At 40.9% G+C, this 24345-nt stretch carries 21 protein-coding genes and 1 pseudogene; 6 read left to right on the top strand and 16 right to left on the bottom strand.

Annotated features, from left to right (window positions below; translation table 11 throughout):
* On the top strand, positions 1-336 hold a 336-nt coding region (locus tag BN3283_RS14565; protein ID WP_286137406.1), incomplete at its 5' end, for a hypothetical protein.
* Positions 337-396: 60 nt separating this feature from the next.
* Here the strand turns inward: BN3283_RS14565 and cdaA are convergent.
* Together cdaA and BN3283_RS00210 are read right to left on the bottom strand one after the other, a co-directional pair.
* A complete protein-coding gene (cdaA, locus tag BN3283_RS00205) occupies positions 397-1185 on the bottom strand; it encodes a diadenylate cyclase CdaA (protein ID WP_041504531.1) in 789 nt (262 codons plus the stop codon).
* A gap of 91 nt (positions 1186-1276) precedes the next feature.
* Entirely contained in the window at positions 1277-2143 is an 867-nt protein-coding gene (locus tag BN3283_RS00210) for a DMT family transporter (RefSeq protein WP_041504532.1), read from the bottom strand.
* A gap of 228 nt (positions 2144-2371) precedes the next feature.
* Between BN3283_RS00210 and lolA1 the strand changes: the two genes are divergently transcribed.
* Entirely contained in the window at positions 2372-3007 is a 636-nt protein-coding gene (lolA1, locus tag BN3283_RS00215) for an outer membrane lipoprotein periplasmic chaperone LolA1 (RefSeq protein WP_041504497.1), read from the top strand.
* Between the two features lie 67 nt (positions 3008-3074).
* Here the strand turns inward: lolA1 and BN3283_RS00220 are convergent, their stop codons facing one another.
* From BN3283_RS00220 to BN3283_RS00230, 3 genes are all read right to left on the bottom strand, one after another.
* The gene (locus tag BN3283_RS00220; protein ID WP_286137408.1) at positions 3075-7238 is read right to left on the bottom strand and encodes a response regulator; all 4164 of its coding nucleotides are present in this window, start codon (positions 7236-7238) and stop codon (positions 3075-3077) included.
* A 178-nt stretch (positions 7239-7416) separates the two neighbouring features.
* On the bottom strand, positions 7417-8316 hold the full coding sequence (locus tag BN3283_RS00225; RefSeq protein ID WP_041504498.1) for a phospholipase A: 900 nt from the start codon (positions 8314-8316) through the stop codon (positions 7417-7419).
* Between the two features lie 32 nt (positions 8317-8348).
* Positions 8349-8591, bottom strand: a complete 243-nt coding sequence (locus BN3283_RS00230) for a GlsB/YeaQ/YmgE family stress response membrane protein (RefSeq protein ID WP_041504499.1) — start codon at positions 8589-8591, stop codon at positions 8349-8351.
* A gap of 199 nt (positions 8592-8790) precedes the next feature.
* Here BN3283_RS00230 and BN3283_RS14570 point away from each other — a divergent pair, with 199 nt between their 5' ends.
* The 3 genes from BN3283_RS14570 to BN3283_RS00245 all read left to right on the top strand — a co-directional run bounded on the left by BN3283_RS14570 (position 8791) and on the right by BN3283_RS00245 (position 10545).
* Positions 8791-8994: a hypothetical protein gene (locus BN3283_RS14570; RefSeq protein ID WP_059025225.1), complete on the top strand. Its 204-nt coding sequence runs from the start codon at positions 8791-8793 to the stop codon at positions 8992-8994.
* A 27-nt stretch (positions 8995-9021) separates the two neighbouring features.
* Positions 9022-9711 carry a 2,3-diphosphoglycerate-dependent phosphoglycerate mutase gene (gene gpmA / locus BN3283_RS00240; RefSeq protein WP_041504501.1) on the top strand — a complete coding sequence of 230 codons (690 nt, stop codon included), beginning with the start codon at positions 9022-9024 and terminating at the stop codon, positions 9709-9711.
* Between the two features lie 66 nt (positions 9712-9777).
* On the top strand, positions 9778-10545 hold the full coding sequence (locus BN3283_RS00245; RefSeq protein ID WP_041504502.1) for an exodeoxyribonuclease III: 768 nt from the start codon (positions 9778-9780) through the stop codon (positions 10543-10545).
* 73 nt (positions 10546-10618) lie between these two features.
* Here BN3283_RS00245 and BN3283_RS00250 read toward each other — a convergent pair whose 3' ends face one another.
* The gene (locus tag BN3283_RS00250) at positions 10619-11653 is read right to left on the bottom strand and encodes an inorganic phosphate transporter (protein WP_041504503.1); all 1035 of its coding nucleotides are present in this window, start codon (positions 11651-11653) and stop codon (positions 10619-10621) included.
* A gap of 4 nt (positions 11654-11657) precedes the next feature.
* Positions 11658-12308 carry a DUF47 domain-containing protein gene (locus tag BN3283_RS00255; protein ID WP_041504504.1) on the bottom strand — a complete coding sequence of 217 codons (651 nt, stop codon included), beginning with the start codon at positions 12306-12308 and terminating at the stop codon, positions 11658-11660.
* 187 nt (positions 12309-12495) lie between these two features.
* Here BN3283_RS00255 and BN3283_RS00260 point away from each other — a divergent pair, with 187 nt between their 5' ends.
* Positions 12496-14763, top strand: a complete 2268-nt coding sequence (locus tag BN3283_RS00260) for a monovalent cation:proton antiporter family protein (protein WP_059025227.1) — start codon at positions 12496-12498, stop codon at positions 14761-14763.
* Between the two features lie 12 nt (positions 14764-14775).
* Here the strand turns inward: BN3283_RS00260 and BN3283_RS00265 are convergent, their stop codons facing one another.
* The 9 genes and pseudogenes from BN3283_RS00265 to BN3283_RS00305 all read right to left on the bottom strand — a co-directional run bounded on the left by BN3283_RS00265 (position 14776) and on the right by BN3283_RS00305 (position 24248).
* Positions 14776-15219 carry a DUF8439 domain-containing protein gene (locus tag BN3283_RS00265; RefSeq protein ID WP_059025229.1) on the bottom strand — a complete coding sequence of 148 codons (444 nt, stop codon included), beginning with the start codon at positions 15217-15219 and terminating at the stop codon, positions 14776-14778.
* 176 nt (positions 15220-15395) lie between these two features.
* Positions 15396-16484: pseudogene (locus BN3283_RS00270) on the bottom strand (DNA polymerase III subunit gamma/tau); the annotation flags it as partial.
* Between the two features lie 161 nt (positions 16485-16645).
* Positions 16646-17401 (bottom strand): tetratricopeptide repeat protein, encoded by a 756-nt coding sequence (locus tag BN3283_RS00275; RefSeq protein WP_059025231.1) that lies wholly within the window; start codon positions 17399-17401, stop codon positions 16646-16648.
* Between the two features lie 18 nt (positions 17402-17419).
* Positions 17420-19240 (bottom strand): BatD family protein, encoded by a 1821-nt coding sequence (locus BN3283_RS00280; RefSeq protein ID WP_059025233.1) that lies wholly within the window; start codon positions 19238-19240, stop codon positions 17420-17422.
* A gap of 47 nt (positions 19241-19287) precedes the next feature.
* Positions 19288-20091, bottom strand: a complete 804-nt coding sequence (locus BN3283_RS00285) for a tetratricopeptide repeat protein (protein WP_059025235.1) — start codon at positions 20089-20091, stop codon at positions 19288-19290.
* 4 nt (positions 20092-20095) lie between these two features.
* Positions 20096-21139 (bottom strand): VWA domain-containing protein, encoded by a 1044-nt coding sequence (locus BN3283_RS00290; RefSeq protein WP_059025237.1) that lies wholly within the window; start codon positions 21137-21139, stop codon positions 20096-20098.
* Positions 21140-21206: 67 nt separating this feature from the next.
* Positions 21207-22199, bottom strand: coding sequence for a vWA domain-containing protein (locus tag BN3283_RS00295; protein WP_041504511.1), 993 nt, complete (start codon positions 22197-22199; stop codon positions 21207-21209).
* Between the two features lie 98 nt (positions 22200-22297).
* On the bottom strand, positions 22298-23326 hold the full coding sequence (locus BN3283_RS00300; protein ID WP_082667028.1) for a hypothetical protein: 1029 nt from the start codon (positions 23324-23326) through the stop codon (positions 22298-22300).
* 43 nt (positions 23327-23369) lie between these two features.
* On the bottom strand, positions 23370-24248 hold the full coding sequence (locus BN3283_RS00305; RefSeq protein ID WP_041504513.1) for a DUF58 domain-containing protein: 879 nt from the start codon (positions 24246-24248) through the stop codon (positions 23370-23372).
* Between the last annotated feature and the right edge of the window lie 97 nt (positions 24249-24345).

A 24345-nucleotide genomic window follows, 5' to 3' on the forward strand; every position in this document is an offset into this window, starting at 1 on the left:
CGTCTCTCTATCTACCGGCTTCCCCCTTTTTTAACGGCGAAAGCGGACGCAAAGATAACACCATTTATTCTTACCTTCCAAATCTTTTTCACTATTTTTTTCGAACTTTTTTTCAACCCCCTCGTTCAACACCTCCAGGCCCGTTTCATCTCGCTACCCCTCCGGAAAGCGGGTGCAAAGATAAAACAACTTTATCCCCTTTTCCAAATTTTTATCACATTTTTTACAGGAAAAAATCAAACGGGAAGCTATCATCCTGCGGATGAATCGTTTGAAAAAAGGAAACTAACGCGTTTTCACGCGAGAGGAAAATCGAGAATCGATCGCTTCGAATAAAAACACGGGGTACATAAAAGGTGGTCAAATACTCCATACATCGACCAAGGGGTATCACTTTCACTTGTTTACGACAAAACCGGCAAAATCATTATGCAAAAATTTACTTAATTCTTGCGGAGTAATACGTACCTTAAAGTGACCGTCTTTAACGAAAGAGATATTTCCGGTCTCTTCACTAACGACCACGATATGGGCATCCGTTGCCGTACTCATACCGATAGCCGCCCGGTGGCGTAACCCCAGACTCCCCGGTATATTGTTATTATCCGAAACAGGCAAGATACAACGCGCCGCCAAAATTTTATTATCGGTAATGATCACGGCACCATCATGAAGAGGTGTATTCTTGTAAAATATATTTTCCAATAACTCTTCCGAAACATTCGACCGAAGCAGAACTCCGGTTTGCGCATAATTAAACAATTCCGAGTTTTGAGACAATACAATCAAAGCCCCCGTTTTTGTTTTGGAAAAATAGTCACACGCCCGTACGATAGCATCTATCACTTCGTCCTTCATGGAAGGTTTCGAAAACAATCTTTCCAGGTTAAATATGTTTTGCAGATTATATTTGCTGCCGATCAACAATAAAAAACGCCTTACTTCCTGTTGGAAAACGATCAATAAAGCAATCACTCCCATTCCGATAAACTGCCCCAGAATAGAAGATATTAACTCCATATTAAAAGCCCGGACCAATAACCAAGCCACGTAGAACGTAAAAATCCCGGCAAAAATATTGATAGCGACTGTTCCTTTCACCAGTTTATACACCTGATAAAAAATAAATGCTACCAATAAAATATCTATAATATCAAAAAAACCGAGTTTTATAAACAATAACATATAGAATCCATATCTAAAATCTTTTGCAAATTTAAAGAAAATACAATACAAACCCGCAAACATCCGAATAAACTTCAAACAGAAAAGCAGGTTACTTTTTCATTTTACAGATGACGATCGTCACCGCAACAATAACAACGATCAATCCGACATAATTCAAGAAGGTCAATTGCTCGTGAAAATAAAAAACACCAACGGTAATCGCTGTCAAAGGTTCTAAAGTCCCTAACACGGAACTCGGTACAGGACCTATCAATTTTACGGCTGCAACCAAAAGACGAGCAGACAAAATAGTACTTAATAAAGCCAATAAAAACATATCCAACACGAAAGCCGGGCGGGCCACTATCTCTAATTTCCCTTGTACGACTGCGACCAAAAAATAAAATGCAGCCGAAAACAACATCACATAACAGGTAAGGACATCGGGATTTATCCGTTTCAGTACGGGACGGTTCAAAGCAACAATATAAGAACCGTAAGTCAAGGTCGACATCAATACAAAAAACAACCCGAACCACTTGATTTCTCCCGGAGACCAAGAGAGAAAATAAACACCGACGATGGCCATTAAAATACCGACTTTTACAACCACGGATAATTTTTCCCGGTAAAAAACAGCCATCAATACGGCCACCACGACTGGATAGAAGAAATGAATAGCCGTAGCCATCCCCGTCGGCATATAATGATAAGAAAGAAAAAGAAAAAAAGCCGTAATCCCATATCCACCGACACCGGCGATCAAAACTTCCCTCAATTCCGCCAGGGAAAGACGCATGCTTACCTTACTTATCCACAAATAAATAGCATACAACAAACCGGCAATCCCATACCGATAAACCAATATTGTTTCGTTATTCACCCCATCTATAATAGCTTGATTCGCGTACAACGGGATCAATCCGAAAGTGGCAGCCGACACGGCAGCAAACACTATTCCCTTTACCTTCTTCATATCGTCTCCTTCGAAATGCCGCAAAGGTAATAAACAATTAAAGAAAGGAACAACCTATTCCCGATTATATCCTCATCAAATTGATTAGCACGCAATGGCCTGATCCAACGTATCTATCCTTAATAAGATCCATACGAATTTTAGGAAACATTTGCCCTCAAATTTTTACATCTATCCGATATTCTTTATCTTTGTCTCCATATTAAAGAAAATATAAAGCAAATCACTATGAAATACATTTTATCCCTTATCGCAATCGCCATGAGCAGCATGCTCTCTTACGCTCAAACAGACACGAACGCTAAAAACATTCTGGACAAAACTGTAGAAAAAATAAAATCGTATCCTGCCGTAGAAATTGTATTCGACATGGCGATGGAAAATAAAGCCGAAAATATCCACGAGTCTTACGAGGGGAAAGCTTACATGAAGGAAAAAATGTATAAGATTGAAATTATGGATCAAATAAATTACTTTGACGGAGAGACCATTTATACATACATGCCGGATGCGGAAGAGGTAACCGTAAAACTCCCCGACGAAGATCAGGAATCCTTTTTAAACCCGACTATTCTTTTCGACATTCATAATCAAAAGTTCAACCAAAAGTTAGTCGAGAATAAAAACGGGATTGCTTACATCGAATTAACCCCTAAAGCTCCTCATAAACAAATAAAAAAAATAGGAGTTTGGATAGATACGGCCAAAAATACGGTACAGAAAGTTATCTCTTACGGGAAAGACGGAAACGACATTATCATTACGATTAAAAGTCTAAAAAAACCGGAACAGGAATTGGACATAACTTTTTTCCGTTTCGACACGAAAGCTCATCCCGATGTAGAAATCAACGATCTGCGTTAAATATCAAACAGATTTACAATTGAAACGACGGGGTTTCCCGTCGTTTCAATTATCCAATCACGAATCTTCAAACTTCAAATAACCGAACCAACAAATCCTTCAACATCTTCACGTTGACAGGTTTGGTCAGAAATTCATCGCATCCTGCCTCCGCGGCACGAATTCGATCCTCATCAAACGCATATGCAGTCAAAGCTATAATCGGGATTCTTTTATCTATTTTCCTGATTTCATATGTCGCTTCCAATCCGTCCATTTCAGGCATCTTTATATCCATAAAAATCACTTGAGGAGCTTTTTCTTTATATAAAGCAATCGCTTCTTTTCCGTTCTTGGCCCATACCAATTCATACTCTTTCTTTAAAATAGTGGACAAAAACAAAAAATTACTATCGTTGTCTTCGGCAATTAAAATTACTTTTTTATTGCGATTCTCCTTCTTAACCGACGCTCCGTTTTTGGGCAACAAAAGATCGGTTCTCACCCCCTTTTCAACCGAAACGTCACAAGGTATGAAAAACCAAAATGTACTTCCTCTACCCCATTCGGAGTCAACCCCGATCTCTCCTCCCAACCGCTTAACGATCATCTCACATATAGATAACCCCAATCCGGTTCCTTGAACGAAACTATCGAATTTAGTAAAACGTTCAAATACATTCTTTAGATTTTCAGGAGCAATCCCTTTACCAGTATCAGTAACGTAAAAACGCAATCCTTTCGCAACCCGTTCATACCCCATACGAATACTTCCCGACGATGTAAACTTACTGGCATTACTTAAAAAATTAGATATCACCTGTGTTAAACGGTTTTTTTCAGAATGAATGATACAGGTCTCCTCGGGCAATTCGCAAATCAACCGTACATCCGGTTTAATTCGATAAAGATATATCTGTTCCAGATCCCGGAACAGGGTAGAGACGTTTATATCAGAATAGACAAATTCAAGCTGTCCCGCCTCTATTTTCGACAGATCCAGAATATCGTTAATCAATTGCAATAATAACTCGTTATTGGTCTCAATAATCCGACAATAATCCTGAATCTCATCCGCATCGGTCGTTTGGGTAATCAGGTCGGAAAAACCGACAATCGCATTCAACGGAGTACGAATCTCGTGGCTCATATTAGCCAAAAAGGCCGTCTTTAATCGGTTGGATTCTTCAGCCTTGTCTCTCAATAGAATTAACTCGTTCGTTACACTCTTCCAATCCGTTATATCTCTCCTCAACCCCGTGACCTTCACTAATTTTCCTTTATCATCCCGTTCATAGGCGACTCCGTGAATCTCTACCCAACGATAATCCTTATTTTGTAATTTCACTCTGACTTGAATGGTTATTGTCTCGACCTCTCCTTGAATCAACTCTTGAAGAGCCTCTTCCACGATATGAATATCATCTCCGTACATATAAGAATAATACTCTTCCGTCGTAATGCCATGGTACATGAAAGACTCCGGATTGGGTGAAGAAAATATTCCCGTAGCAATATCGTAATCCCATTGAACTATTCCTCCAGATTTTATGACCAAATCAGATTTAAAAATATAATCTTTTAATCTCCTCTCCGCCTCCACTGCCTCTGTGATATATTTTCGGGTCCCCATAACCTTCAGCGCATTTCCATCTTTGTCTATCCCCATAGCCTTGGCCGTCAACTGAGTCCATTCATAATTACCACTTAAAGCAGTCGTATAGATCACCAAATCCATCACATCAGTTTCCCGGTAGATTACCCGTTGCAATTCCCGATGGAATCTATCGCGATAATCGGGATGTACAAGAAGCAAGTACTCGCTTAGACTGAATCTCCTACCAAAAAAAACCGATTTCTCACTGCCGGAATAAAATAAATCCTCTTCAACATTATAATCCCAAGGCACTATATCCGCCGCTTCAAAAGACAATTCCAATTTAAATTTACTCTCCTCTAACTCTTGTTGTTTACCGATCTCATCCGTAATATCCCGTTCCGTACCGACGATCTGACAAATCGAATCATTGTCCACAGAACAAATACCTATCGCGTGCGTTTCATACCACTTGTAATTTTCTCCCCGTTTAAAACGCAATCGAACGGAATCTTTCTCTTTCTCCCCGGAAATCAATACGTTCATAAAACGCTTGTACTTTTCCCGATCATCCGGATGCAATATGGAATATGCTTCCTCAAAACTCAAACCGTTCTGCGCTACCGTATCATGATAAAAAGAGGAGAACTTCTTTTGGGATACATCATAAGTCCAAACCGATAAAGAACCGGCATCCAAGGCCAAAGAGAGTTCATTCTTAATATTACCTAATTCGATTTCGTTCTTTCTGATATCCGTAATGTCAACAACAATTCCGATAAGATAACAGGAATCATCATTATTCAATAATTTTGTTTTCGTCAACACGCCCCAACGCAAAAGAGCACCTTCTTGATCATATATACACCTCTCGTATGTCAACGGCATATCACTATTCAGCACCATCCTATCTTCTTCTCTATACATGGCGGCTTTAGGATCGTTCAACTCAAAATCATTCTTCCCCAAAAAAATATCAGATTTTTCCTGGTAAAACTCTACCGTTTTCCGGTTATAAAAAATATAACGGAAATCATTCGAGACATCTTTTACAAAGAGTCCAACAGGCAGGTTATCGATGATCGATTGCAAAAAAGTTTTCAATTTCAGAACCTCTTTTTGCGCCGCTACGCGAGGGGTTATATCACGTACAAAACAGATCACTTTATCGCCCTCGAAAAGAGCCGTCCTCGACTCGGCAAATGCCTCCTTATCCCCTATTTTTACCACGTAATTAAAAGAATATTGCTTCTTGTCCTTTATCGTACGCCTGACATTTTCTTCTATAATCGTAAAAGCCTCCTTAAATTCAGGCGCTATTTCTCCTATTTCTTGAATATTTTTCCCCAATATCTCCTCCTTTGTCAATACCAATAATACATCTTGCAAAGGATTAACAATATCTATCACATTCAGGGAACTATCGTAAATAACCACCATGTCCGGCATATTTTCCAACAAATGGGTCATTTTTGAAACTAACCGTACGTATTCCCTCTCTTTTCGTTTTTTATTATAACCAATAAATAAAATAACAATCACCAAACAGATAAGCAGAACAAAAAACACAACCACCTCCTCCGGATACTCTTCCCAAAAAGAGGGAATCATATTATGCCAAACCACATTTTCCGGCAAACGAGACTTACTGATCCCGGATTGCGAGAAGATGGAATAATTCAGATGATAACGAGGCCGTGTAGGCGTTATCGTAAAAAACGGAGCTTTCTCTATCCCGTTCTTCAACACCGTATAAGTCAAACTGGCCAGATCCCTTCCCAGCTCCTCTCCGGTTACAAAATACCCTCCGAAATTACAAGAATCTCCAAAATCCAAATCTAATATTCCATAAACGAATTTGTCCGTATGATAGGGCAACTCGTTACTCAACATGGTGCTCGCATGTAAAGACTTGTTCACATCGGTATACCATCCGGCAGAAATCAAGGCACAATGATTATCAGCCAAAGCGATAGAATCCAATAAAGCTGTCGTACTCAAACGACTTCCAGGAAAATAATGTATCTTCAAACCACCTATTTTTTCAACAATCGATTTCAAATAGGGTTCGAAAAAGATCTGGCGATAACGGTCGTCATAGTAAAGTAGGATATGTTTCACCTCCGGTTGTAACTGTTTTATTAACCGTAGATTTTCCTCGAAATAATCCACGATATAATAACCCGCCACCTTGTATCCGTCGAATGTTGTTTCTGTAGATAAAATATCGTGTATATCTTTTGCCTTAACCCCCGAATAGTCGATTATACCACGTTTTACACCTCCCAGTATGACCGGAATACCTTTCCATTTCTCTATACAACTATGTCGATAAGCCATCCAAGCTTCACTTCCAATTAGAATAACGGCTTTCGGCAACACGCTATAAGCATGAAATAAAGAATTCATCCAACTACTCCAATCCTCAAAATTCTGATTAGCTTCACAATCCAAATATTCTATGTTCACCTTCACATCCGTGTTCAGCCCCAACTCTTCTATGAAGGCCGAAATGATGCGACTTCCTCTCTCTTTCAGAGGAGAATAAGAACTAATCACCAACAATTTTTTATCTTCTGCTACCTCTTTGGCTTGTAATCCACTTATCCCCGAAAATAATAAAATCAGACTCAACAAATACGATTTATAGTCCATTTTAAATAGAGATTTGTTTATCATATTTAATTCTTGTCATTACTCACACACTTATTTTAAGAAACACTCCAAACATGACAAAAAGGAGACAACAAAATTACAAATTAAACCCCTATTTCCCCCACATCTACTCCAATATATTCATCCAAATCTTTTAATAATCAAGTAATATTATTTGTCAATAATAGTTTCTTAAAAAAGGTTTTATACAAAATCCCACGCGTACCATCGAAACATAACGGTCATACTCCAGCATATTCTCTGCATAACCGTTGTAATACTGAATAAAAAAATACTCATTCGCTTTAAGGGATGGCTTATAATTTATTTCCAATATGGTATTCATATCAATAAATTGACGTCGGGGATTAATAACGACGGAACACCATAAACGTTCATTCGCACTTTGATAATTAAAAGCCAATAATCCATAACCTTTATATTTCAACAAGTCTGGATTCCCGTCTTTATCGACCCATCCGGCCCATAATTTAAGTTGCAGCGAAAAGCGCAAATCAAAAAAATAAGAACCGGATAAAGAAAAATAATTCCAACTCCTGGATTCTAAAGAATCCCTTCCGTTCGATTCGTGCTCAAAAGAGAATACCGCAACTCCCCGTATCTGATTTTTATATATGATGGCTTTACTTAAGCTAAGCCCGGGATTAAAATTATTATCTAAAAACGGACTCGATTTCCGGTATATATCCCAAAAAGATTTTTGAGTATAGGTCAAATAAAGAAAGGTTCTAAAAGGTAAGATACTTTTAGTCAATCTTTGCCGGATGCTGATTTGAAATTTCGCATCCGCACTATTTTTGTCTATACGACGATTGGTCGGAACTCCGGTCACAAAATAATTATCTCTGTATATTCCGAAACTCGGGGTATTATCAAAAATAGCCAAAGCATCCTCTTCATTAGGCAAAATCGTATCGAGACGTACTTTTTCCCGAATCAATCGTTCCCGTTGACGTGATAAACTATCTTCCTTTATCCCCTGAATCTGCCCCGTGACAAAGCAATTCAATGATAATACAAATACGAGCAGACAAATTCCCCTTCGTCCGTTTCTCATTATCAATTACATTACAATTCAATTTTATCCGTTCATTTGCCGCTGAATAACGACACGATTGCCAATAATACGATAGCCCCGACAGTTGCCGAAATCAAACTCCCAATAACTCCTCCCATAGCAATTCCCATCAACCCGAACAACCAGCCGCCTAACACGCCACCGATAATACCGACAATCAAATTCACGATTAAACCCAATCCACCGCCCCGAACGATCTTACCGGCAAAATACCCGGCTAATATACCGATAATTATGTACAGAATAAATATCATAACTTTATATTTTTTATTTTCTTATTAAACTTTCTTTCCACTGAAATTGTTTCATTCCCGGCTCGTTTTTTTTTAATTATCCGTTTAGTTACCCATGTCGGCAAAACGATCAGGCGGTATTTTTAGCCTGATGCTACTTATAACAAGTACTCACCCGAGAGAAAACCATGAAACGTAGACGTTTTCCCTACCGTTAAAAATGACTGCTGCCGCATTCATCATGATAGGGAAGACGACTGTATCGTTACCGGACTACTATACGGTACAGGAAACAAACGGAGATTTCCCACCCCCACCTTTTACTTACAACCGTTTTTATTTCCGTCTACAAACCCCGGAAACCTCTATTATTGCACGCGATACCCTCCGGCTTTCCAAAACATTTCGTGTTACAAACACGTAATACCCATAAATACAAATAAGAAAAAACATGAAAAAATTGATATTAGTCAGACATGGAGAAAGTGTTTGGAATAAAGAAAACAAATTCACGGGATGGATCGATGTAGACCTCAGCGAAAAAGGAGAAGAGGAAGCCCGAAAAGCAGGAGAACTAATCAAAAGAAATAATTTGACTTTCGATATCGCTTACTCCTCTGTTCTAAAACGGGCTATCAGGACACAACATCTGCTGGCCGAAGCGGCCGATCTGGTTTGGGTCCCGGAAATCCATCATTGGCGGCTAAATGAAAGACATTACGGTGCATTACAAGGATTGAACAAAGCAGAAACAGCCAAAAAATACGGGGCGGAACAAGTCCACATCTGGAGAAGAAGCTTTGATGTAACACCTCCTTTGTTAGAACCCGACGACCCCCGTAACGCCGTCTTTGAAAACAAATATAAAGATGTGGACCCGGCAGCTCTGCCTCTCGGAGAGTCGTTGTCCCTGACCATTAATCGAGTCCTGCCTTTCTGGCAAGATTATATTGCACCGGCTTTATTAAGCGATAAAACGGTTTTGATAACCGCACACGGGAACAGCTTGCGAGCTCTCGTTAAATATTTAAATAACATCAGCGATGAAGATATCGTCAAGTTGGAAATACCGACCGGTATTCCTCAATTGTTCGAATTAGACGATCAACTCATGCCTGTTCGTCACGATTATTTAAAATAAAGAACCTCGATTCCGTTTTTCTTCTTCAGCAAAAAAATGTAGATTTGTCCGTTTTAACGGAATAAAATGAAAATTATCACTTACAATGTGAACGGCCTCCGGGCCGCTCTTTCCAAAGGACTGACGGAATGGATGGCTGAAGAACAACCGGATGTTTTATGTATTCAGGAAACCAAAGCTCAACCGGAACAAATTCCACTTCTGGAATTTGAAGCATTAGGATATCACACCTATTTTTTTTCAGCCCGAAAGAAAGGATATAGCGGCGTAGCCATCCTGACAAAACAGAAACCGGATCAAATAGTATACGGGATGAATATTCCCGAATACGACAATGAAGGACGATTCATCCGGGCCGACTACGGGGATCTTTCCGTCGTGAGCGTGTATCATCCTTCCGGAACTACCGGAGATGAAAGACAAGCTTTTAAAATGAAATGGCTTGCTGATTTTCAAAATTATGTCAAAGATCTGGAGAAAACACGCGAGAAATTAATTCTATGCGGAGATTATAATATATGCCATCGCCCGATAGACATTCACGATCCCGTACGGAATGCGACGAATAGCGGTTTTCTTCCCGAAGAACGGGAATGGATAGGTAATTTCATCGATTCCGGCTTTATCGATACTTTCCGGCTTTTCCACCCGGAAGAACCTGATTGTTACACCTGGTGGAGCTATCGATTCAATGCCAGAACAAACAACAAAGGATGGCGTATCGATTATTGCATGGCATCCCGAAATTTACAAGCCCAACTAAAAGATGCCTATATTCTTCCCAACGCCAACCATTCGGACCATTGCCCAGCGGGTATAATAATTGATAATTAATTGAAAACTGGATAAGGCCCTTTCAAAAATCTTATCCAGGTATTCATCTGATACATCTTGTTCTTAGCAACCGTCATTCTGGCAACGGCAAAAAGAATCCCATCATCCAATAAATCAAACCGGACATGACAATGGTGGCAGGGATGGTTAATATCCAAGCGACAACAATATTGGAAGCCGTGGCCCAACGGACAGAAGCAACACCTTTCGTAATACCGACCCCTATGATAGAACCGGTAATCGTATGAGTAGTACTAACCGGTATTCCCAATACCGCTGTTCCGATCAACGTCAAAGCTCCTGCTGTTTCCGCACAAAAACCTTGTACAGGCTTCAATTTGGCCAATCCGTCCCCTAACGTCTTTATCACCTTTTTACCCCCGATAATAGTACCTAAGGCAATGACGGAATAACAGGTAATAATCAACCATAACGGGACATGAAACTGGCCCGTATTCTCGTATAGATATTCACCGACAAATTCGTTACTTCCAGCCACGCTGAAAAGAAGGATAGCTATGATTCCCATCGTTTTCTGTGCATCATTTGCACCATGTCCCAAGCTGAATATTGCAGACGAAAAAAGCTGGAAGGCCTTAAAAAGCCCCTCTACTTTTACCGGATGCTGCTTATGAAAGACGCGCAAAGTAATACACATCATGATAAACCCGAGTATCAAACCGATCAGCGGGGAAAGTACGATAAATATAGCTATTTTGAAAATTCCGGAAAATACCAGAGCCGAACTTCCGTAAGTAAACCAAACCGGACCGATCAAACCTCCGATCAAAGCGTGAGAAACACTGATAGGCATACCGAAATGAGTACACAACCAAACCCAAACTACCGATCCCAATAGGGCAGCTAAAATCAAAAATTCGTTGATCTTAGTGGGTTCGACTATGCCTTCCCCCATCGTGTGAGCTACACTTACTCCAAAAATAAAAATCGCGGAAAAATTCCAAAAGGCAGCCCATAAGACAGCCATCGTGGGAGAAAATACCCGTGTCGCCACAATAGTAGCTATCGAGTTGGCTGCATCGTTCATTCCATTCAAAAAATCGAACAACAAGGCTACAACAATCGCAATAAGTACAATGGTCAACATAGGTTTATGCAAATTTAATGATAATTCCCCGAACCGTATCTCCTATGTCCTTGGCCCGGTCAGTGGCATCTTCCAAAGCCTGCCCGATATTTTTCAACTTAACCAATTCGATCGCATCTTTCTCGTTGGCGAACACATCACTCATAAACTGCTCGTATAAATCGTCCACCTCATGCTCGATTGCCTTGATCTGATAACATTTCTCACTGATCATTTGCGGCTTCTTCTGAATGTATTCCAAATTTTCCATAACCGACTTTAAAATAACGGCATCCTCCGCAATATGCTTTCCGATTTCGACCAAAGTCTTATTCACACTCTTGGGCCGGTACATCAGAATCCGCTTTGCTGAATCATGTATGAAATCTAAAAACGTATCCATCCGCGAACCTAACGAATTCACGTCTTCGCGGTCAAAAGGAGTAACAAAAGTCTTATTCAGTTCTTCATATATTTTTGCAGTAATACTATCCCCTTGGTTCTCAAATGTTTTTATATCCTTATACAATACTTTCTGTTTTTCAGGGTCTTGCTCCTGCAAAAGTTTTACCAAAAGATTGGCGGCTTGCTCTATCACAGAAGCCTGCTCCTTATACATCGGATAAAATTTCTTTTCCTTTACGACAAAAATTTGTAAAAAACGATCTATTTTCATAACACACATATATTAATTTGACAAATGTAATATCCTTGCTCAGACTATAATGTTAAAAAAGTAGAAAAGATATCTTTTTTGAATCTAAATAACAGACTCATTTTCTACACGAAACATCTTTTTTCGACAGAATCATTCCATCCGGGGCAAAATTCATTACCTTTGGAGCGTCGTTAAAACGATTCAAATGTCGCACGTACCCGTTTTAATATCGGATTTGGCAATTATACTATTCTCGGCCGGATTAATTACCATTATTTTCAAATGGCTTAAACAACCTGTTGTCTTAGGGTATATTGTTGCCGGATTGATTGCCGGCCCCTATACCTTCGGAGGACCATTAGTAACCGATACGGAAGATATTCAGATATGGGCCGATATAGGCGTTATCTTTTTACTTTTTGCCTTAGGCCTCGATTTCAGTTTCAAAAAATTGATGAACGTGGGAGGAACAGCCATGATAGGAGCTCTTACCACCGTGGGAGGAATGATGACATTAGGATACGTGGTCGGCATGTTTTTAGGTTGGGGACACATGAACAGTCTTTTTTTGGGAGGAATGCTATCGATGTCTTCAACGACTATCATTTTCAAGGCTTTTGACGACATGGGATTGAGTAACCAGCGTTTTGCAAGTGTCGTATTCGGGATATTGGTGGTTGAAGATCTATTCGCGGTCGTATTGATGGTCCTACTATCCACGCTTGCCGTCAGCAAACACTTCGAAGGACTGGAAATGATTGACAGCATACTGAAATTAAGTGCTTTTTTACTCTTTTGGTCCATAACCGGTATTTTCCTTATTCCGACCCTACTAAAAAAAGTGAAACAATGGCTGAACGGCGAAACGTTATTAGTTGTGACCCTGGGATTATGCTTAGGCATGGTCATGTTGGCCGTCCAAGCAGGGTTCTCTTCTGCCTTGGGAGCCTTTGTTATGGGTTCCATTTTAGCCGAGACCACCGAAGCCGAAAATATCGAACATCTCTTAAAACCGGTAAAAGACCTGTTCGGGGCTATTTTCTTTGTTTCCGTAGGAATGATGATCGATCCGGCCATGCTATTGGAATATTGGTTTCCCATCTTACTCATTACCTTAACCGTAATGATCGGACAAATTACCTGTGCGACATCGGGAGTTTTACTTTCGGGACAAACTCTGAAGGTAGCCGTGCAATCCGGCTTTTCCTTGGCTCAGATCGGAGAATTCGCTTTTATTATAGCCGGCTTAGGTATCTCTCTAAAGGTAACGGATCATTTTTTATACCCCATTGTCGTTGCCGTTTCCGTCATTACGACATTTTTCACACCTTATATGATCCGGATCGCCGAACCTACCTATCGCTCCTTGAGCACCCGCCTGCCTCGATCATGGATCCATTTTCTGGAAAGATATAGCTCGGGATCAAACACGATCCGCCACAAGAATACCTGGAAACAGCTGTTGAAATCCTTGTTCAAAATCGTAATTACCTACACGGTTTTATCTATCTTTTCAATCGCCATTTTTTTACAATACATAACCCCCTTTATCCGGGAAAAAATCCCGGGGATTCAGGGCTCTATCATAAGCGCCGTTTTGATACTTCTCGTCATCTCACCGTTTTTACGGGCCATCATGATGAAAAAAAATCATTCGTCGGAATTTCAACAATTATGGAACGACAACAAATACAACAGGGGCCCCCTGATCTCTCTGATAGTCTTACGGATAGCATTATGTATCTGGATCGTTATGTTTGTCATTTCCAAACTGATCAACGTGGCATCGGGACTTCTTATCGCTATCGCCACGATTACCATTCTGCTTTTTATTTTCTCCAAACGCCTGAAGAAACACTCTATTCTTCTTGAACGCCGATTCCTACGAAACTTTACGGCACGTCAGCAGGAAGAAGAACGTAAATCGCCCATCAAACAACGTTTTGTACGTCATTTATTATCCAAAGATTTACATTTGGCCGAATTCGAAGTCGCTCAAACCTCCCCGAGCGTAGGGAAAAGTCTAAAGGAATTAAACTTCCGACAAACCTGCGGGGTTAGCGTGGTGACCATTCTTCGGGGAGAAGAACGAATAAACATACCCGGAGGAGAGGAGGTGGTTTATCCGTTTGACCGCCTTATCGTGGCTGCCACGGATAACGAGATCGAAATTTTCCGCAAATTTGTAGAAAATAGAGTCCAACAACGAGAGAAAGAGATTAAAGAAAAAAACACGGAAGAAGTGAGTTTAGAACAGTTCATCATCGAAAAAGGGGCGAAATTGGTCGGACGCACCATCCGGGAATCGGGAATACGGGATAAAGAAGCCTGTCTGGTCATTGGTATCGAAAGAGGCTCCACTTCCATCATGAACCCCTCACCCTCTACCGTCTTCGAAGAAGGAGATATCGTATGGATCGTGGGTGAACACCAAAAATTATTGTGTCTGGCCGAAGGTAAAACCATCAATTAAAATCAAGACTCATCACTCTATCTCCAAACCGAAAAGATTTTTTAACTCTCCGACAGCCGGATTCAATCCCATAAAATGTTCAAACTTATCCTTTGCCGTGAATAAACGCTTTTTCTCTTTTCCATCATCCGTCTCCTTGTAAAGCTCAATATTCAACGTGATGTAACCGTTGTTCAGGCGTTCTGCTAAATAAGACAAGATTCGCTGATGCAATTCATTCATTTTAGCCATCAAAAACTCGTTGTCAACCTCTATGGTAACGACAAATCCGTTGACCTTGGGAGGATGTGATGTAAGAGCCACTTTTACGGCCTCCCCGACTGAAGAATCAATAAAAGTACTTAAGACCGAAGAAACCGTTTTCCCGTCGAACGGGTCTTGCGCTTTAACCTTTTTCTCGATTCTTTGGACTTCAGACGTATTTCGTATCTCCGCATAATCCTTGCTTTCAGCCATAGCCTGTTTTAACTTGAAGGATTCAATCGCCGGCCTCATGACAGGCTTCACCGCCGGTCGGGAAGCCGAAACCGCCGGAACAGGCGGACATACCTCCTGCTGAAACTTTCCGATAAAACCGTCGATTTTTAAAAGGCCGGCAAACTCTTCTACACTAAGGCTTTTTTTTTTAATGCATTAATCTGACAAAGCTTAATTAAAGTGATCTCTACACAAAGCCTTTTTTCTACCCGGACCTTATATTGCATCTCACATTGTTCGATCACCTTCAATGCATTAAAGATAAAATCGACATCCACCTCTTTTGCCTGCCGTAAATAACGTTCACGAATGGATGCACTCACTTCCAATAAAGACAAGGTAACCTCATCCTTTGCAACCAACAAATCCCGGAAATGCTTTCCTAAACCGGCGATCAAGTTACCCGCATCGAAACCTTTCGTCATGATTTCATCAAACAAAAGAAAAGTCTCCGCCACCTTACCGTTATAAAACAAATCCGTTAATTTAAAATAATACTCGTAGTCTAATACATTCAGATTTTCTATCACCTTCGCGTAAGTCAACTCTTTTCCGCAAAAGCTAACCACCTGATCAAAAATAGAAAGGGCATCCCGCATCGCTCCATCCGCTTTCTGAGCTATAATATTTAAAGCCTCCTCCTCGACCTGCACTCCCTCTTTATCCGCTATCCTCTTTAAATGTTCTATGGTATCCGAAACCTTTATCCGGTTAAAATCATAAATTTGACAACGGGAAAGAATAGTCGGTAATATCTTATGCTTTTCTGTCGTAGCCAAAATAAAAATAGCATGGGCAGGAGGCTCTTCAAGCGTTTTCAAAAAAGCATTGAAAGCAGAAGCACTCAACATATGCACCTCGTCAATGATATATACACTGTATTTTCCGACTTGTGGCAGTAAACGTACTTGATCCACCAACCCGCGGATATCGTCCACACTGTTGTTGGAAGCCGCATCCAATTCATGGATGTTCAGGGAACGGGAATTGTTAAACGCGACACAGGACTCGCATTCATTACACGGTTCCCCGTTCGGTTGAAGATTCATGCAGTTGATCGTCTTAGCGAAAATACGGGCACAAGTTGTCTTTCCGACCCCCCGAGGTCCGCAAAACAAATAGGCTTGAGCCAACTGTTTATTCAATATGGCATTTTTCAACGTAGAGGTAATCGCACGCTGTCCGATCACCGTATCAAAACTTGCCGGTCTATATTTTCGAGCTGAAACAACATAATTTTCCATAATATAACCACATGATTATCAAGAAGGACAAAAAGAAATAAACAATCAGGTTTTTTCGGCTAAAACAGATGCTACCACCTCAACAACCCGTATGATTTGTTTACAAAGTTACAAAGTAAAAACCAACTCTACAATAAATTTCTATTTTCGATCTGAAATAATCAAATTTTTTCCAAATCCGTTTTCAATATCCAGCCTTCATTTCCATCGGCCATCCTGACATTATACCAATCGCCCAAGGCCTCCAGGATCTGAACTTTCAATCCTTCATGCACCACAAATAACTCCGTACCGCTACTATCGGGAGCACCCCGAACGATGACACTCGGCGTCATCACGATACCGTAATTTCGATCCGACACCCGGTGGTATTGTTTAGCGGCAAAGAATACCGTCAATACCGTCAACATTAACAAAACAATTCCCATCGTAAATCCTGTTTTTTTCAAACTTATCGAGTTAGAATGGAAAAACAGAGCTGCCATGATTAAAAAGGCAATAAACAAAACCACTGAAAAATAGGCCCATTGATCGGCTGTAAAGGTAGAAACAAAAGAGTTATACCAACGAACAAAAAATAATTCCGGCAAAACTTTAATTTTATCCACCGTCGATTTATGAGCCAGCGTCAAATTATATTTCGTATCCTTATCTCCCGGATTCAGAACCAAAGCCCGTTCGTAATTCAAAATCGCTTTGGCGATCTCTCCCGATTTATAATAACTGTTACCCAGATTGTAATAAACTGCAGAAGACTCCACTCCCGCATCTAAAACCTGATTATATAACTCTATCGCTTTCTGATAATCTCCGTCCTGATACATCTTATTCGCCTCTCCCTCCAACGCCTTTACATCGACAGCAAACACGCTCAGATTCAGCGAGAGCAGACACAATATAATATATATTTTTTTCATAATTCCAGATTTACGATTTTACAAAGCCTTATCCAATTTCGTAATGACAGTCAAACCGTCTTTATACACCTTATCCATCTCCTCCCCCTGATTGCTTCCGGGTGCGTAACGAGCATATTCACAATGATCCAAAACATCTATAAAATTCTGTATCAATTCTGCAGATGCTCCCCGTTTCGTGAGGTGTTCGTTGATATTGTCCCGATTTAATTCGGAAACTTCTATATTCAGCTTAAAACTGACATACCCCCATAAAGCTTTCAATACCTCTTGATAAAACAACTCGGAATTACCGCTCTTCATTGCCACGGAAGCAGCTTTCAGGCGCTTCTGCGCCACCTTACTGGCAGCCTTGCTCTTTACCCTTACCAAATCCGCATTCGCCTTGATCCTACGACGATTCAATATCATCCCTATGATAAAAAGAACAAACGGAATCAAAAAACTCAGCCAATAGGCCGTCGAGGCAAAATACCGGACTCCCTTCGCTTTTAAAACACTATTCCCCGTCTTGATATAACGAATATCCTCCCCCAACATCTTCACATCTTCCTTTTTAAAGGATTGTACGGCACCTCCCTGTACTCCTCCTCCCGTATCATTTCCTTTTAAAACATGTACCTTATACTCCTTTCCTTTCAATATTTTGTATTTAGCCGCTAAAGGATCGAAGAAAGAATATTCAATGGATGGTATCGTATAATCGCCCGCGAAACGAGGTATAATCAGGTATTCGTAGGTAACCGTACCCGTCGAACCGCTTACCGTTGTCCGCAGATCCTTGGTAACCTTAGGATCAAATATATCAAAATCAGGAGGCAGGGAGATTCTCGGGGCTTCCAGTAATTTCAAATTACCAATTCCCTTGAATATCACTTTATAAGTCAATGCATCGTTCGCCTTCAACGTATCGGGCGACAAAGAAGTCGACATACTCAATGTTCCGACCATCCCGCTAAAACCTAAAGGTTTCCCGGTTTCCGGCAAATTTTTTACGGTTATTTTTACCGGTTTCGTACGTCGTAATACCGTTACCGTACGTGTATTTCCGAAAAAACTATCAAAAAAATCCGGAGAACCGCCCACCCTTTGCAACATTCTGCACTCCAACTCGAAAGGTTCTATCGTCAGCACGCCGGCATGCTGAGGGAAAAGTACATCTTGTTTCAACACGCCTACGTCATAAATCTTTCCGTTGTACTCTTCCCGCTTCAATTCAACACGAGGCACCTCTACATTTTCAGCAAGAAAACCATCAAAAGCAGGAAACTTCGTACGCCCGAAACCATTCAAATCCACTCTCGAATATACCTTTAACGTGGCCACCAAGCTCTCACCCACGTAAAGACTACTTCTGTTAACCTCCAATCGTAAAAATAAATTATCCTCCGTAATCCGCCCGGACACCTCACGCCCCTCGGTCTGCTTTTGTCCCCGGTCTGCCTGGGAGGTCCCCTCATCCTTTACGACCTTTATTTTCATTGATTGAGACTTAATCTCTTTACCATCCACAACGATCGTAGCCGGATCAATAGTATATTCACCCTCTTCATCGGCAATCAATATATAAGAATAGATTATCGACGTCTCCACCGTCGTTTTGCCGTTAATACTTATAATGTTCTGAGCTTCACTCACGGAAGGTCCCATCAACAGTTCAAATCCCTTCAAAGCGGGTAATTTCATGTTCTCTCCCCTCTTACTCAGCTTATAAATCAGTTTGAACTGTTCACCTACTCCCACGACACTCGGAGCAGAGACCTCCAATTTAACATCCTGGGCAAATCCCTTTACTCCCCCTAAAATACATATGATGATTGCAATTATAAATGACCTCATTTGTTCCTTTTTTAAAAGTGTCCGTTAGCCTCTAAGAATACACAAAATTACCAATTCTTTTCTATTTTCATTTTCTTCGCCTTCTGAGCCTGAACTTTCTCTTTTTGCACTTTCTCCTGCGTCTTCTTTTCGTCAGCTTCCAAAGCATCCAACAAACGCTTAGCATCTTCCTTTGAAATCTTCGTTCCTTGTTGATCTTTACCTTGCTGATCCTTATTCTGGTCTTTATTCTGTTGATCCTTATTCTGGTCTTTGTTCTGCTGATCCTTGTTCTGATCTTTGGTTTGATCCTTATTCTGGTCCTTATTCTGGTCCTTGTTCTGTTGATCCTTGTTCTGTTGATCCTTGTTCTGCTGATCTTTGTTCTGCTGATCCTTGTTCTGATCTTTGTTTTGATCCTTATTCTGGTCCTTATTCTGTTGATCTTGTTTCTGTTTACGGGCAAACTCCAAATTATATTTGGTCTCGGAAGAATTCGGACGACTCCTTAAAGATTGCTTATAAGCCTCTATACTTTCATCTAACTTATTCATAGACAATAGAGTATTGCCTATATTATGATATAACTCTCCCAATCGCTCTTTATTCGTCTCATCCTTGGCCAAAGACATGAATTGTTGCAAGGCCTCATCGTATTTTTTCTGTTTATACATAGCATCTCCCAGATTAAAAGCGGCCTCATAAGAATCCACTTCTTTATCCAAAGCCTTCCGATACTCCACTTCCGCTTTTTCAAAATCCTGCTTATGAAACAAGTTATTTCCGCCACGGATGAACTTTCTCTCCTGTTGTGCCCACGATGTCAAACTCACCATCAAGGCAACCGCTATCAGTATTATTGTTTTCATCATATTCCTAATTTTTTACGTTTTCCTCATTACCGAATATATTAATCTTCAATAGATTCTTATTCTTACGCCCTAAAACGATAAATTCAAGCAATACGAATAATAAACCTATTAAGATAAAATATTGATATTTCTCTGAATAATCGCTGTATACCCGTTCTTCCAACAAGGTCTTATCCATTCGATTGATCTCGTCCAACAAAGTTGTCAATCCGACATTCGAATTACTTGCCCGTACAAACATACCTTCTCCCGCTTTGGCTATGGCCCTTAACGTCTCTTCATCCAACTTGGAAATCACTACATTTCCCGAACCGTCCTTCATAAATTGACCTGGATTTCCTTTTTCCGGAATCGGTCCTCCTTGCGGTAGTCCCATTCCTATCGTATGTACATATATCCCTTTCTCCCGGGCTGCTTTGGCCGCGGCAACGGCATCATCCTGATGATTTTCTCCATCCGTAATCACAATGATTGCTTTAGAAGCCTCCGTGTTCGGTGTAAACGATTTGGATGCCAAATCGATAGCGTTACCTATAGCTGTTCCCTGAATCGGTACGATATCCGTACTTATGCCGGATAAAAATAACTTGGCAGAAGAGTAGTCCGTTGTAATAGGCAATTGCACATAAGCATCACCGGCAAAAACGATCAAACCGATCTTATCATTATTCAACTTTTCCACCATACGAGAAATCGCTTGCTTGGCAGCCTCTAAGCGATCGGGTTTTATATCCTGTGCCAACATCGAGTTGGAAACATCCAAGGCTATAATCAACTCCACGCCCTCTTTTTTCACCTGCTGCAACTTGGATCCGAACTGAGGTCCCGCAACACCCAATATGATAAAAAGGAGCGCAAGCAAGATCAGAACGAACTTCAAAGCTCCCCTCTTAAAGGATAATAAAGGCATTAAACCGCTTAGCAAATCCGGATTTCCAAATTCTGCTATCGCCTTCTTCTTATGCCTTACCGTCACGATATAAAATATAACTAATAGCGGAATGACAATCAATAAATATAACAAGTCAGGATGCGCAAATCTAAACATACCTTCTATTTTTTAAGTGGTAAACCACATGTTCAATACTATTCATATAACATCTCCTCGATAACGATCACGGAATTTTCCGCAACAACGTGTACCGACATACGGATTCCAATATCAACAATAAAGCTCCGATCAAAGCAAAATAAAAATATTGCTCGTTTTTCTTACTAAAATGCTTTACTTCTATCTTACTTTTTTCCAATTGATCGATCTCCTGGTATATCTGAGCCAATTTAGCATTATCGGTCGCCCTGAAATATTTTCCTCCTGTCATATTGGCAATCTGCGTCAAGACATCTTCATCGATCTCCACGGGCATACGTTGCAATTGAACGCCAAAAGGAGTCTGTACCGGATAAGGGGCCTCTCCCAAAGACCCCACGCCAATCGTGTAAACACGAATACCGAAAGTATTAGCCAACTCGGCAGCCGTCATCGGAGCAATAGCCCCCCGATTGTTTACTCCATCCGTCAGCAAAATGATTACCTTCGACTTGGACGGACTGTCTTTCAAACGATTCACCGCATTGGCCAACCCCAATCCTATCGCCGTTCCATCCTCTATCATCCCGCTATGAATATCTTTCATCACATTGACTAACACGGCCTGATCCGTCGTCAGCGGACTTTGGGTAAAGCTCTCTCCCGCAAAAACCACCAAACCGATTCGATCCTGCGGACGCTCCAGTATAAATTTCGTGGCAACCTCTTTGGCAGCCTCCAAACGATCGGGAGTAAAATCCCGTGCCAGCATACTTCCGGAGATATCCAAAGCTAACATGATATCGATACCTTCGCTGTTATAAGTCTGCCAGCTGTTACTGGACTGAGGACGGGCAAGGGCAAATACTAAAAATACAATGGCCAGCACTCTTGCGACAAACAACAAATGACGAGCCCAAATCCGATTGCCCCGTTTCATCATTTTAAATATCCTGATAGAAGAAAACTGCAAATCAGCATGCGAACTTTTCTCCTTCAGTACGTACCAGATAATCATCGGTATCAATACCAACAATATCCAAAAATACCCAGGGCTTGCAAATTCATATCCAAACATAATCTTTTCATTTGAACATTCGACATTCGAAAAAGTTCACGCTCTCGAAAGAATCGCTCTTTTCCAAATCTACAAATGAATATATTTTCAAATCAATTCTACTTTTCTTCTCCCTCTTCCGCTTCCTTTCGTGCAGCCTCCTCCTTCTCCCGTTCTTCCCGCTCGCGGCTCTCTTTCTCCTGCTTTTCCCGCTCTTTTAACTCCTGTACCTGCTCGTTCGTATGGTTGACAAACTCAAAAGCGATATCCAAATTCCGGGCATTCTCATCCGGTAACGGCATCGCCTTGGCAAATTTCACGAAATCGGCAGTCTCAAACATCATCCCTAACTTATCCTTCAACGGTGCGGCCACCTCCCTGCACCCCTCCAAAGAGCGCATGGTCTCGAACGAAGTCTGCTCCATAGCCGGAATATCCAGCTCTCCATCCAAGTAATTTCGTATCGCATCCGTCAATTGCGTATAATACTCCTTTGTCTTTCCGCTTTGCCATAATTTTTCCTCCTTGATTTCGTTCAAGGCTTTCATTGCCAAATCATAAGGGGGAATAGCCGGTTTCTCGGTAGCAAACAAAGGCTTATTGGCCCTACGCTTTTTAATGATCCACCAAACCAGCAACAGAATCACAAGACCCAGTAAAACCCATAACAGATAAGGTAAGATTTCGGCAAAAGTCCAAGGCGTTGCTATCGGCATGACGATATCGTAATTTCCTTTCTGCTGATCCACTGCATACGTGTTTACGATCAATTGCATGGGATCTGTCCGCAACACATTATTGTAGCTCTCCTTTTCCACTTGGATAGGCAAGGAAGGTATCCTGTAGACCCCTGAATCGAAGGAAGTGATCAGGTAAGCCTCCTGTATCAACATACGACCGTCTTTCTCCCTGATCGAATCCCGTACAGGACCGGAAATAACCTCGACACCATTAACAATCGTATCTTTCAATACCGGAAAGACGACCCGAACTCCCGGATCAGCCTTCACCTTCATTTTCAAATGAATCTGATCGCCGATCATCATGTAATTCGTGTCCAACTCGGCAATATACTCAACGTTTTGCGCCCTCACACCCATGATACATCCCAGCAAAACAACAATCAATATAACTAACTTATTTTTCATGTGCATCTTTTGCTTTTATATTTCTTTTCCGCCGCATTTTATGTTAATAACCGGCACCCCGGCGTTTAAACAAAGCTATCAGGGACTTCACGTAATCCTCGTCAGAACTGATTGAAGCGACGTCTACCCCGGAATGTTTGAATACACGATCCAACTCCTTTTCCCGGTCAAATACATAACGGCGATAATCCTCCTGCACCCGGCGATCGGACGTGTCGACCCAAATATGTTCGCCACTCTCCGCATCCGTTAAATACATCAGCCCGACAGGGGGAATCTCATTTTCCCGAGGATCATATACCCTTAACGCCACGATATCATGTTTTTTATTCGCGATCATTAAAGGATGCTCAAAATCATGATCATCCATAAAATCAGAGATTAAAAAACAAGTACAACGCTTTTTTATAGCATTGGTCAAATACTGTAAAGCCTCCGTAATATTGGTCCGCTTATCTTCAGGCTTAAAATCTATCAACTCCCGAATAATATGTAAGATATGAGTTCTTCCCTTCTTGGGTGGAATAAATTTCTCAATCTTATCGGAAAAGAAAATAACTCCGATCTTATCATTATTCTGTATGGCAGAAAAAGCCAAGACCGCGGCTATTTCGGTAATTTGATTTTTCTTTAATTTCGAAATCGTACCGAAGTTACGGGAGCCGCTTACATCTATCAGCAACATGACCGTCAGCTCCCGCTCTTCTTCGAATATCTTCACGTAAGGATGATTATAGCGAGCCGTCACATTCCAATCAATACTCCGGATATCATCCCCGTATTGATATTCCCGAACTTCACTAAAAGTCATTCCTCGACCTTTAAAAGCTGAATGATATTCTCCCGCGAAAATATTTTTCGACAACCCCCGGGTTTTGATCTCTATTTTTCTGACTCGTTTTAACAGATCTGAAGTTTCCACCTTAATTCATTTTAGATTTACCGATTTTAAATTCGAAATTCCAGCCTCAAAACTGGTACTTGATCGGGATCCTGTTTCTACCCGAGACCATAAATCG

Origin of the sequence: Gabonibacter massiliensis (assembly GCA_001487125.1) — a bacterium.
In the GTDB taxonomy this organism is placed as follows: Bacteria; Bacteroidota; Bacteroidia; order Bacteroidales; family Marinifilaceae; genus Gabonibacter; species Gabonibacter massiliensis.